The following is an 11,876-nucleotide window of genomic DNA, read 5'->3' as shown; positions in this document are numbered from 1 at the left end:
TGTCATCGTTCTGACCGTATAGGGGGCCATGCGGTTTCTGACGACCTTCCAGATTGCTGATTTCGCCGACACGCTGGTCAGCCTGTTCACGGCCTTCGTGCTGGGCACGCTGATCGGCGCCGAGCGGCAGTATCGCCAGCGCACCGCGGGCCTGCGCACCAATGTGCTGGTCGCGGTCGGCGCGGCCGCGTTCGTCGATCTCGCCATGCATCTGACGGGCTCCGACGGTGCGGTCCGCGTAATCTCCTATGTCGTCTCCGGCATCGGCTTCCTCGGGGCCGGTGTCATCATGAAGCAGGGCATGGACGTGCGCGGGCTCAACACCGCAGCGACCTTGTGGGCGTCCGCGGCCGTCGGCTCCTGCGCCGGCGCCGACATGGTCGCGCAGGCCGCGGCTCTGACCGTGTTCGTCATCGCCGGCAATACGATGCTCCGCCCCCTGGTCAATGCCATCAACCGCATCCCGCTGAACGAGAAGACCTCGGAAGCGACCTACTATTTCAAGCTCGCGGTCGCGACAGATGCGTTGCCCGACATGCGCGACCGTCTCATCGAGAAGCTCGAGGGCGCGAAATATTCGGTGGCCGATGTCGAGGTGGTCGATATCAGCGAGGACGTCCTGGAGATCGTCGCAAGGCTGGTCGCGAGTGCGGTGGACCCGAACGAGCTGAACGCTGTGGCGACCGATCTCCAGCACCTGCCGGGCGTGCGCCACGCCACCTGGGAAGTCAGCACCACGGATTGAGCGCGGCGTTTTGGCGCGCGAAGATGCGGTTCCCGGCTTCAGCGGCAACGGAACCGCGGCCCGGCGACTTCGTTGATATCGCGGACAAAGGCGGTGATCGACATGACCGGCAATGACAAGCGCAGACTGAAACTCGACTTCATGATCGCCTGCTTGCTGGTTGCGGCCGGCATCGTGATATCGGGGGTATCGATCGCGCAAATCCGCGCTGAAGGTCGCATGGAGCTGGCGCAGGCGACGCAGCCGCTCCAAGGCACGCCGTCCCACGATCAGAGCAAAACTCCCGCGGAAGCCAAGCCTGGCGGCGACCGGCCGACCACGCCGGCTCCAGAGCCCGCGCGCCCCGATCCGCAGACGCAGGGCGCTGCGAAGCCGGCGTTGCCGGCGGCTCCAGCCGAGAAGATTGCGCCGCCGATCAGGGAGAAGTAGGCCTCTCCGTCATTCCGGGGCGCGCTGAGCGCGAGCCCGGAATCCATTTCTCCGCATGTCATGCCGCTCGATGGATTCCGGGTTCGCGCCAAGTGGCGCGCCCCGGAATGACGAAGAGAGAGCCTCTCCTCACCGCACCAGAACATTCCGGAACTGCCAGGGATCGCTCGTATCGATATCTTCCGGAAACAGTCCCGGACGATCCGTCAGCGGCGTCCAGTCGGTGTAGAAGCCCTTCACCGGACCGAGATAAGGCAGCTGGATTTCCAGCAGCCGGTCGAAATCCATCTCGTCGGCTTCGACGATGCCTTCGTTCGGGTTTTCCAGCGCCCACACCATGCCGCCGAGCACGGCGGAGGTCACCTGCAGGCCGGTGGCGTTCTGATAGGGCGCGAGCTTGCGGGTCTCTTCGATGGAGAGCTGCGAGCCGTACCAGTAGGCGTTGTTGTCGTGGCCGAACAGCAGCACGCCGAGCTCGTCGATGCCGTCGACGATCTCGTTCTCGTCGAGGATGTGGTGCTTCTCCTGCATCTTGGCGGCGCGGCCGAACATCTCATGCAGTGACAGCACGGCGTCGTCGGCCGGGTGATAGGCATAGTGGCAGGTCGGCCGGTAGACCGCGGTGCCCGATGCGTCGCGCACGGTGAAGTAATCGGCGATCGAGATCGATTCGTTGTGGGTGACGAGGAAGCCATACTGCGCGCCGCGGGTTGGGCACCAGGTGCGCACGCGCGTGTTCGCGCCGGGCTGCATCAGATAGATGGCAGCGCCGCAGCCGGCCTCGTGGGTCCGCGCATTCTCCGGCATCCACTTCTCATGCGTGCCCCAGCCGAGCTCGGACGGCTGCACGCCTTCCGACAGGAAGCCTTCCACCGACCAGGTGTTGACGAAGACGTCAGGCTCTTTCGGCGACTTGGAGCGCTGGGTGTCGCGTTCGGCGATGTGGATGCCCTTGATGCCCGCCTGCCGCATCAGATCCGCCCATTCGGCCTTGGTCTTCGGCTTGGGGGCATTGAGCTTCAGATCGGCGGCGACGTTGAGCAGCGCCTGCTTGACGAAGAAGGAGACCATGCCGGGATTGGCGCCGCAGCAGGAGACGGCCGTCGTCGAGCCGGCGGGACGCGCCTTCTTGGCGGCCAGCGTCGCTTCGCGAAGCGCGTAGTTGGAGCGTGCTTCCGGACCCTTCGACGAATCGAAATAGAAGCCGAGCCAGGGCTCGTTGACGGTGTCGATATAGAGAGCGCCGAGCTCGTTGCAGAGCTCCATGATGTCGGTGGAGCCGGTGTCGACCGAGAGATTGACGCAAAACCCCTGGCCGCCGCCTTCGGTGAGCAGCGGGGTCAGCAATTCACGATAATTGTCCCTGGTCACGCCCTTCTGGATGAAGCGCACATTCTGCTTCTCGCAATGTGCCTTGCGGCCCTCGTCCTTGGGATCGATCACGGTGATGCGCGACTTGTCGTAGTCGAGATGCCGCTCGATCATCGGCAGCGTGCCTTTGCCGATGGAGCCGAAGCCGACCATGACGATGGGACCAGTGATCTTCGCGTAGATCTGCGAGGGGTGGCTCATGGGATGGTTTCTCCGGAACGTGCTGGCAGACAATGGGTGAGGGGGGATCAGGCGCTGCGGCGCTTGTCAGATGCTGCGGCGCTTGGCGGTCGCTTCGATCTCGACTTTCATTTCGGGCTTGTACAGCGCCGAGACGACGAGAAGCGTTGCGGCCGGGCGAATCTCGCCGAGGACTTCGCCGCAGACAGCGAAATGGGCGTCTGCATCCTTGGCGTCGGTGAGGTAGTAGGTCACGCGGACGATGTCGGCCATCTCGAATCCACCCTCCTTCAGGGCCGCTTCGATGGTCTTGAAGCAGTTGCGTGACTGGCTGGTGACATCGAACGGCATGCTCATGGTCGCGTAATCGTAGCCGGTGGTTCCCGCGACGAAGGCAAAGTCGCCGTCGATCACGGCGCGGCTGTAGCCGGCGGTCTTCTCAAACGGGGAGCCCGTGGAAATCAGGCGGCGGGACATGGTCATGGGCCTCGACTGAAGGGGAATTTCGTGGGGTTAAAGGGCGTTTCCGGGGCCTGCGCAACCCCAAAGGAGGTGAGCTTGGCACAGGCACGGCCGGTCGTTGCCGCTCAATGCGGCTTCGGTCTCGCCATCATGGCGATTCCTTAGGCCGCGTGCGCTTCGAGGGCGCGAACTACCCTCCGTTTGGGCAGGGCCGCACCGGTCGGGACGATCATCCCCTCGGCGCCATCCAGCGCACCGGTCTGGAATTCGATCGCCAGCAGGCGGTCGCGCTCGAACGGGCCGGGCAGCATCAATGCACCGGTCTTCTCGGGCGAGAAACCGAAGCGGGCGTAATAGGGGGCATCGCCGAGCAGGATCACCGCTTCATGCCCGCGCGCCCGGGCGGCGGCCAGCGCTTGTTGCATCAGCGCGGCGCCGATCCCGAGCTCGCGGCAGGCAGGGTCCACCGCCAGTGGTCCGAGGACCAGAGCGGGCCTGCCTCCGGCGCTGACGTGCCACAGCCGCACGGTTCCCACGAGCGTCCCCTCGCGCACAGCCGACAGCGCAAGGCCGGCGGCAGGTGCACGTCCGTCGCGCAGGCGCTGGCAGGTGCGGTCATGGCGGTTCTCGCCAAAGGAGGCATCCAGCAGCGTTTCACGGGCGGCGACGTCGGCAGCACGCTCGCTGCGGATCGCGAACGGAGCGGCTTTCGAAGTGAGGGCGACTTGTGGCTTCCGAAAAGCAGTCATGGCGCGTCAGTCCCCGCTTGAACGGGCGTGCGCGAAGCACGCCGATCCAAGGCGTCGTCAGAATGGCAATGTCAGGGAGGGAGCCGGCAAGCCGGCTCCCGGGTTCATCAGGCCTCAGAAAAGAGAGGCTGCCTAGATGTGGAAGGTCTTCAGCGGCGGGATACCGTTGAACGCCACCGACGAGTAGGTCGACGTATAGGCCCCGGTGCCTTCGATCAGCAGCTTGTCGCCGATCTCGAGCGTGACGGGGAGCGGATACGGATTCTTCTCGTACAGCACGTCGGCGCTATCGCAGGTCGGGCCCGCGAGCACGCACGGCGTCATGTCCGCGCCGTCGTGACGGGTGCGGATGGCGTAACGGATCGACTCGTCCATGGTCTCGGCGAGACCGCCGAACTTGCCGATGTCGAGATAGACCCAGCGCACTTCGTCCTCGTCGCTCTTCTTCGAGATGAGCACGACCTCGGATTCGATGATGCCGGCGTTGCCCACCATGCCGCGGCCCGGCTCGATGATGGTCTCCGGAATCTGGTTGCCGAAATGCTTGCGCAGCGCGCGGAAGATCGAGCGGCCGTAGGTCACCACCGGCGGCACGTCCTTCAGGTACTTGGTCGGGAAGCCGCCGCCCATGTTGACCATGGACAGGTTGATGCCGCGCTCGGCGCAGTCGCGGAACACCTGCGAGGCCATCGCCAGCGCACGGTCCCACGCCTTCACCTTGCGCTGCTGCGAGCCGACATGGAAGGAGATGCCGCACGGCTCCAGGCCCAGGCGCTTGGCAGCGTCGAGCACATCGACGGCCATCTCCGGGTCGCAGCCGAACTTGCGCGACAGCGGCCACTCGGCGCCGGCGCAGTCATAGAGGATGCGGCAGAATACCTTCGCGCCGGGAGCGGCACGGGCGATCTTCTCGACCTCGGCGGTGCAATCGACCGCGAACAGGCGAATGCCGAGCGCGAAGGCGCGCGCGATGTCGCGCTCCTTCTTGATCGTGTTGCCGAAGGAGATGCGGTCGGGCGTCGCACCCGCGGCCAGCGCCATCTCGATCTCGGCGACCGTCGCGGTGTCGAAGCAGGAGCCCATGGAGGCGAGCAGGGCCAGCACTTCCGGTGCCGGGTTCGCCTTGACGGCATAGAACACACGGCTGTCGGGCAGCGCCTTGGCAAAGGTCTGGTAGTTGTCGCGCACGACTTCGAGGTCGACCACGAGGCAAGGCTCGGTGTCCTGGCCCTCGCTGCGGCGGTTGCGCAGGAATTCCTGAATACGTTCGGTCATAGCACTCTCCCAAACGGCCCAGCGACGGGGATCCGTTCAAAAAATGTCGTCGGATAAGCGCCCCGGCCAGATCGCGCGATGGAGGCGCGACGAGCCAAAGACTCAAATCAGACTGTGCTGCCGTGGATTGGTTGGGAATTTCCCGCCCGCACACCTGGCAATGAAGGACAAGCCTTTTCAGTAGCCCGCGCCGGCGTTGGACTGCCGGTAGAGACCAAAAAAGCCCGATCCGTCGTTGCTTTAAGTCGCGTCCCCCGTTGAGAGCGGGGTGCGCCGGTTCGCCTCCGGCTGCCAGTCACGGTTGCAAAAAGTGAAGTCACCTTCGACAAGGCATCTCTTTGAGAGAGATGCTGGACGCTCCGGGTTTGCTTTCAGTCTTCAGACTTTTGGGTCTTTCGACTTCCGCACTTCCGAAGAGCCCCTCGGCTTCTTCACCCCTTGGCGGCTGTCCGGCCTCTTGTCCGGATACCTACCGACTGACACACGACCACAGGCACGTGCGAAATTGGGCAAGAGCGCACATAAGGCTTTTGACTCCGCTTCGCAAGAATTTTTTTAGGCTGCGGGCGGAATTGCCTAACATCTGCTTGCGCAGTGTTGCGCGAGCGACGCGGAAGATGAACGCGCGTTAAGTTTTCGGTGTCGTGCGCGTGTCTGACGCGCGCGAGGAAGCGTCAGCCGCGCTTCGTGAAGGGTTCGACGCGCTGAGCTGCGCGGACGAAGGCCGTCATCACGAGCACGCCGAGCGCGAACAGCACGGCCTGCAGGATGTGCGTGCCCTGGTCGCCGAGCCCGAACAGGATCGCGAGCGCCCAGCCGCCGGCAAACGCAGCGCCGAACACTTCGGCGCCGATCAGGATGGCGGCGCTGATGACAGTGATGACGCTCGGCCAGACGATCTGACGGGAGGACGAGGAGGGCGCGTTCATGGGCTCAGGGATCCCTAGGCTTCGAGGGCCGCAATCTCCCTGAAAAGGCGGGCGGGAGCAAGGCCAAATGGCCCAAAAAAGCCCCATCGCATGCTATAGCTGGCCGCAACAAATCAGCTCAAAAACCGGGACTTGCAATGTCAGAACCCCGCCAAACTACGGACTCCGAGACCAATCCGCTGCTGAAGGCCTGGGTGACGCCGTTCGCGACTCCGCCCTTCGACGAGATCGAGCCGGAGCATTTCCTCCCGGCCTTCGAGCAGGCCTTCGCCGATCATTCCGCCGAGATCGCGGCGATCACCAACGATCCCGCCGCGGCCGACTTCGCCAACACCATCACGGCGCTGGAGCGCTCGGGCAAGCTGCTCAACAAGGTCGCGGCCGTCTTCTACGACCTCGTCTCGGCGCATTCCAATCCCGCCATCCTGGAGATCGACAAGGAGGTCTCGCTGCGGATGGCGCGGCACTGGAATCCCATCATGATGAACGCCGTGCTGTTTGGCCGCATCGCCCAGCTGCACGAGAACCGCGCCGCGCTTGATCTCAGCCCGGAGCAGCTTCGCTTGCTGGAGCGTACCTACACCCGCTTCCACCGCTCCGGCGCCGGCCTTTCTGAAGAAGCCAAAAAGCGCATGGCGGAGATCAACGAGAAACTCGCCCAGCTCGGCACCGGCTTCAGCCATCATCTGCTCGGCGACGAGCAGGACTGGTTCATGGAGCTTGGCGAGGCCGACCGTCAGGGTCTGCCGGAGAGCTTCGTCGCGGCCGCCAAGGCTGCGGCGGAAGAGCGCGGCATGGCCGGCAAGGCCATCGTGACGCTGTCGCGCTCCTCGAGCGAGCCGTTCCTGAAGAGCTCGGCGCGGCGTGACCTGCGCGAGAAGGTCTATAAGGCTTTCACGGCGCGCGGCGACAACGGCAATTCCAACGACAATAACACGACCATCGTCGAGATCCTGAAGCTGCGCGAGGAGAGCGCCAAGCTCCTGGGCTACCCCACCTTCGCGGCCTACCGGCTCGAGGATTCCATGGCCAAGACGCCTGATGCGGTGCGCGGCCTGCTTGAGCGGGTCTGGAAGCCGGCGCGGGCGCGAGCGCTCGCCGATCGCGACGAGATGCAGGCGCTGATCACGGCCGACGGCGGCAACTTCAAGCTCGCGCCCTGGGACTGGCGCTTCTATGCCGAGAAGCTCCGCCTGCAGCGCGCCAATTTCGATGACGCCGCGATCAAGCCCTATTTGACCCTCGACAACATGATTGCCGCGGCCTTCGCTTGTGCCACGCGCCTGTTCGGCATCACCTTCGCCGAGCGCAAGGATGTTCCGGTCTGGCACCCGGACGTCCGGGTCTGGGAAGTGAAGGGACCGGACGGCAAGCACAAGGCGCTGTTCTATGGCGACTACTATGCCCGGCCGTCGAAGCGCTCCGGCGCCTGGATGACCTCGCTGCGCGACCAGCAGAAGCTCGACGGCGAGATCGCGCCGCTGATCATCAATGTCTGCAATTTCGCCAAGGGCGCCGGCGGCGAGCCCTCGCTGCTGTCGCCGGACGATGCCCGCACCCTGTTCCACGAATTCGGTCACGGCCTGCACGGCATGCTCTCCAACGTGACTTATCCGTCGCTGTCGGGGACCTCCGTGTTCACCGATTTCGTCGAGCTGCCCTCGCAGCTCTACGAGCACTGGCAGGAGCGACCCGAGGTGCTGCAGCAGTTCGCTCGCCACTACCAGACCGGCGAGCCGCTGCCGGACGATCTGCTCCAGCGCTTCCTCGCGGCGCGGAAATTCAACCAGGGCTTTGCCACCGTCGAGTTCGTCTCCTCGGCGCTGGTTGATCTCGAATTCCACACCCAGCCGGCTTCGGCCGCGCAGGATGTGCGCGCGTTCGAGAAGAAGGAGCTGGAGAAGATCGGCATGCCCGAGGAGATCTCGCTGCGCCACCGGCCGACGCAATTCGGCCACATCTTCTCCGGCGACCATTATGCCGCCGGCTATTACAGCTACATGTGGTCGGAGGTGATGGACGCCGACGCCTTCGGCGCGTTCGAGGAGGCCGGCAACATCTTCGATCCCGCCATCGCCAAGCGCCTGCACGACGACATCTACTCCTCGGGCGGATCGGTCGATCCGGAGGCCGCCTATGAGGCCTTCCGCGGCCGGCCGCCGGAGCCCGACGCGCTGCTGCGCCGCCGCGGCCTGCTCGACGCGCCGAAGGCGGCTTGATGGGCATGCGCGCCCTGTTCGGACTGCTGCTTGCCGCCGGCCTCACGCTCGCGGCAAGCGTGGCGCACGCGCATCCGCATGTCTGGATCACCGCGACCAGCGAGCTCGTCTATGCGCCCGACGGCAGCATCACCGGGGTGCGCCACGCCTGGACGTTTGACGACATGTTCTCGGCCTATGCGGTGCAGGGGCTCGAGAGCAAGACCAAGGGCGCCTATACGCGCGAGGAGCTGGGGCCGCTCGCGCAGACCAATGTCGAGTCGCTGAAGGAATACGCCTACTTCACCTTCGCGCGAGCCGACGGCAAGAAGGAGCGATTCCAGGAGCCGGTCGACTACTTTCTCGACTACAAGGATACGGTGCTGACCCTGCACTTCACGCTGCCGCTGAAGAACCCGGTCAAGCCCAAGCAACTGGTGCTCGAAGTGTTCGACCGCTCCTACTTCATCGACTTCCAGATGGCCAAGGACAATCCGGTCAAGCTGGTCGGCGCGCCCGCCGGCTGCCAGATGAAGCTCGATCGGCCCAGCGACGGCACCGCGTCCGCGCAGAAGCTCAACGAGCAGACCTTCATCAACGGCGAGAACTCGAATTTTGGCATGATGTTCGCCAACAAGATCACGGTGGATTGCCCTTGAGGCCGCAACTCTCCCCGCTCGCGCGCGAGTTGCTCGCCTGTGCTGCGGTTGTCGTCGTGGTGGCCGCGGCCGATGCCGCCCTCCATGATCTCCTCGCGCAAAACCCCTTTGGCGCGCCGCGTCCGGCGCAGGCCGCCGAGCCCGAGGCAGGCGGCTTCATCGGCTGGCTGCTCGCAAAACAGTCTGAATTCTATCGCCAGATGTCCGCGACCATCCGCGCCGCGAAGACCGACGGCTCGGCGGTGTGGACGCTGCTGTTCATCTCGTTCGCCTATGGCATCTTCCACGCCGCAGGGCCCGGCCACGGCAAGGCGGTGATTGCCTCCTATCTCGTTGCCAACCGCGAGACCGCGCGGCGCGGCATCGCGCTGTCGTTTGCCTCGGCGCTGATGCAGTCGCTGGTCGCCATCCTCATCGTCGGCATCTCGGCCTGGGTGCTGAACGCGACCGCAAAGACGATGTGCAAGGCGGAAGGCGCCATCGAGATCGCGAGCTATGGCCTGATCGCGCTGTTCGGCCTGCGGCTGGTCTGGGTCAAGGGCCGCACTTTCATCCGTGCGCTGCAGGCAGCCCAGCCGGTGCCGGCGATCGCCGGCGTGCCACATGATCATCATGATCATCACCATCATCATGAGGCCCACGATCATCATGGCCATGCTCACCATCACCACGATCACGGTCAAGCCGATGCCGATCATCGCCACGAGCACGACCACGTCCATGACGAGCATTGCGGCCATTCCCACGGCCCTACGCCGAGCGAGCTTGCCGGCCCAGGCGGCTGGCGGCGCGGCTTCGCCGCGATCCTGACCGTAGGCATCCGTCCCTGCTCTGGCGCGATCCTGGTGCTGGTGTTCGCGCTCGCCCAGGGCCTGTTCTGGGCCGGCATCGCCGCGACCTTCCTGATGGGGCTCGGCACCGCGATCACGGTTGCTGCGATCGCCGTCGTCGCCGTCTCCGCCAAGGACGTCGCCGCCCGCTTGAGCGCAGGCCGCGACGGCGGCGGCGCGCTGTTCATGCGCGGCATCGAATTCGGCGCCGCCGCGCTCGTGCTGCTGTTCGGCGCGGGCCTGCTGTTCGGCTACATCGCGGCCGAGCGGACGACGTGCTTCTGAGGTGTTTCTTCCCCTCTCCCCTTGGCAAGGGGAGAAGGAAGAGGCCTCACACCGGCAAGAACTTCTTCAACAAGGGCATGAAGAAGATTCCGAGATTGATCGCAAAGCCGATGCTCCAGAGGATCGAGCGCAGCGTCGGGCGGTTGCCGAGATAGGTCAGCACGTAGGCGATCCGCACGATCAGGAACAGCGCCGCCAGCTCGTCGATCAGGCGCTGCGGCGAATCCCGATACTCGGCAAGCAGGACGGCGAAGGCGAAGAACGGAAAGGTCTCGATGCCGTTCTGGTGCGCGCCGAGCGCGCGCTGCGCGAGGGCGTCTTCGTAGAAGGCGGCGTCACGCGGCCGGGAATTGTCGAATCCGCGAAACCTGATCCATTTGATCGAAGCGATCGTTACCAGATAGAGCAACAACGCTCCGAATACACACCATTCCGCCAGCGTCATGGTTCCTCCCCCTCGACGCGGACCCTAGCGAAACCGGCCCAATCTTGACAAGTTCGGTGCAACGCGCGACGCAACGGATCATGACGACCATAGCCCCCATCGAGACCGCGAAGCCCCTCCTTCAGTCCAGCCGGGGGCGGGTCGGCGTGCTCCTGGTCAATCTCGGCACCCCTGATACGGCCGACGCGCCCGGCGTGCGGGTCTATTTGAAGGAATTTCTGTCGGATGCCCGCGTCATCGAGGATCAGGGCCTGATCTGGAAAGTGGTGCTGAACGGGATCATCCTGCGCAGCCGTCCCCGCACCAAGGCGCTCGACTACCTGAAGATATGGAACACCGAGAAGAACGAGTCGCCGCTGAAGACCATCACGCGCTCGCAGAGCGACAAGCTCGCGGCCGCGCTGTCGGATCGCGATCACGTCGTGGTGGACTGGGCGATGCGTTACGGCAATCCATCGATCAAGTCGGGCATCGACGGGCTGATCGCCCGTGGGTGCGACCGCATCCTCGCCGTCCCGCTCTATCCGCAATATTCCGCGCCGACCTCGGCGACCGTCTGTGACGAAGTGTTCCGCGTGCTCTCCCGGCTGCGCGCGCAGCCGACGCTGCGGGTGACGCCGCCTTACTACGAGGACGAGGCCTATATCGAGGCGCTCGCCACCTCGATCGAGACGCATCTGGCGAGCCTGCCGTTCAAGCCGGAGCTGATCGTCGCCTCCTTCCACGGCATGCCGAAATCCTATGTCGACAAAGGCGACCCCTATCAAGGCCAGTGCGTTGCCACCACCGAGGCCCTGCGCCGCCGGCTCGGCATGGATGAGACGAAGCTGCTGCTGACCTTCCAATCGCGCTTCGGCAATGACGAGTGGCTGCAGCCCTACACCGACAAGACCATGGAGCGGCTCGCCAAAGAAGGCGTGCGCCGCATTGCGGTGGTGACGCCCGGCTTCTCTGCCGACTGCCTGGAGACGCTGGAGGAGATCGCGCAGGAGAACGCCGAGATCTTCAAGCACAATGGCGGCGAACAGTTTTCCGCGATCCCCTGTCTCAACGACAGCGAGCCCGGCATGGACGTGATCCGCACCCTGGTGCTGCGCGAGCTGCAGGGCTGGATTTGAGAGGCGTTCAGACCAAGTCGCGCGGTGCGGCTCGAAATCTTAACTTTTGCCGCTAGGTTTGCGTCTGCTCGCTTTCAAGAGCCTTTCGCAAATACATAATCGCGACCGGTCCTTGTCCGCACGTCTTGTGCAGAATCACGCTGATACCGACGTTACCGGCGACCGCTGAACCGGTAAGGTCGCGATCCCGACCAATGACAG

Annotated in this window: 12 protein-coding genes; 6 read left to right on the top strand and 6 right to left on the bottom strand. The window is 64.6% G+C overall.

The annotated features are described in order from the left end of the window. Nucleotides 1–28: 28 nt before the first annotated feature. Together WHZ77_RS29935 and WHZ77_RS29930 are read left to right on the top strand one after the other, a co-directional pair. Complete coding sequence (locus WHZ77_RS29935) at nucleotides 29–745, top strand: MgtC/SapB family protein (protein ID WP_375311233.1); 717 nt, start codon at nucleotides 29–31, stop codon at nucleotides 743–745. A gap of 102 nt (nucleotides 746–847) precedes the next feature. Next, entirely contained in the window at nucleotides 848–1,174 is a 327-nt protein-coding gene (locus WHZ77_RS29930; protein ID WP_375314846.1) for a hypothetical protein, read from the top strand. A 129-nt stretch (nucleotides 1,175–1,303) separates the two neighbouring features. Here WHZ77_RS29930 and WHZ77_RS29925 read toward each other — a convergent pair whose 3' ends face one another. The 5 genes from WHZ77_RS29925 to WHZ77_RS29905 form a co-directional block, all read right to left on the bottom strand. After that, the gene (locus WHZ77_RS29925) at nucleotides 1,304–2,746 is read right to left on the bottom strand and encodes a homospermidine synthase (protein ID WP_375311232.1); all 1,443 of its coding nucleotides are present in this window, start codon (nucleotides 2,744–2,746) and stop codon (nucleotides 1,304–1,306) included. A 66-nt stretch (nucleotides 2,747–2,812) separates the two neighbouring features. Then, nucleotides 2,813–3,202: a RidA family protein gene (locus tag WHZ77_RS29920; protein ID WP_375314845.1), complete on the bottom strand. Its 390-nt coding sequence runs from the start codon at nucleotides 3,200–3,202 to the stop codon at nucleotides 2,813–2,815. 146 nt (nucleotides 3,203–3,348) lie between these two features. Then, nucleotides 3,349–3,936 (bottom strand): GNAT family N-acetyltransferase, encoded by a 588-nt coding sequence (locus tag WHZ77_RS29915; RefSeq protein ID WP_375311231.1) that lies wholly within the window; start codon nucleotides 3,934–3,936, stop codon nucleotides 3,349–3,351. Nucleotides 3,937–4,068: 132 nt separating this feature from the next. After that, nucleotides 4,069–5,211, bottom strand: coding sequence for a type III PLP-dependent enzyme (locus tag WHZ77_RS29910; RefSeq protein WP_375311230.1), 1,143 nt, complete (start codon nucleotides 5,209–5,211; stop codon nucleotides 4,069–4,071). Between the two features lie 674 nt (nucleotides 5,212–5,885). Next, entirely contained in the window at nucleotides 5,886–6,140 is a 255-nt protein-coding gene (locus WHZ77_RS29905) for a hypothetical protein (RefSeq protein ID WP_143843172.1), read from the bottom strand. Between the two features lie 137 nt (nucleotides 6,141–6,277). Here WHZ77_RS29905 and WHZ77_RS29900 point away from each other — a divergent pair, with 137 nt between their 5' ends. From WHZ77_RS29900 to WHZ77_RS29890, 3 genes are read left to right on the top strand one after another with little or no spacing between them, the layout of a single operon-like run. Further along, a complete protein-coding gene (locus WHZ77_RS29900) occupies nucleotides 6,278–8,359 on the top strand; it encodes a M3 family metallopeptidase (protein WP_375311229.1) in 2,082 nt (693 codons plus the stop codon). After that, a complete protein-coding gene (locus WHZ77_RS29895; RefSeq protein WP_375311228.1) occupies nucleotides 8,359–8,997 on the top strand; it encodes a DUF1007 family protein in 639 nt (212 codons plus the stop codon). Before WHZ77_RS29900 ends, WHZ77_RS29895 begins: the two co-directional genes overlap by 1 nt. Further along, a complete protein-coding gene (locus WHZ77_RS29890) occupies nucleotides 8,994–10,112 on the top strand; it encodes a nickel/cobalt transporter (RefSeq protein ID WP_375311227.1) in 1,119 nt (372 codons plus the stop codon). Before WHZ77_RS29895 ends, WHZ77_RS29890 begins: the two co-directional genes overlap by 4 nt. 46 nt (nucleotides 10,113–10,158) lie before the next feature. Here WHZ77_RS29890 and WHZ77_RS29885 read toward each other — a convergent pair whose 3' ends face one another. Continuing rightward, nucleotides 10,159–10,557 (bottom strand): MAPEG family protein, encoded by a 399-nt coding sequence (locus WHZ77_RS29885; RefSeq protein ID WP_375311226.1) that lies wholly within the window; start codon nucleotides 10,555–10,557, stop codon nucleotides 10,159–10,161. Between the two features lie 80 nt (nucleotides 10,558–10,637). Between WHZ77_RS29885 and hemH the strand changes: the two genes are divergently transcribed. Further along, nucleotides 10,638–11,675, top strand: coding sequence for a ferrochelatase (gene hemH, locus WHZ77_RS29880; protein WP_375311225.1), 1,038 nt, complete (start codon nucleotides 10,638–10,640; stop codon nucleotides 11,673–11,675). Nucleotides 11,676–11,876 lie beyond the last annotated feature (201 nt).

The sequence above is a fragment of the Bradyrhizobium sp. A5 genome, from assembly GCF_042076515.1.
Taxonomy (GTDB): Bacteria; Pseudomonadota; Alphaproteobacteria; order Rhizobiales; family Xanthobacteraceae; genus Bradyrhizobium; species Bradyrhizobium cosmicum.
Note: the sequence above shows the minus strand (reverse complement) of the source record. Positions and strands in the feature narration are given on the sequence as shown.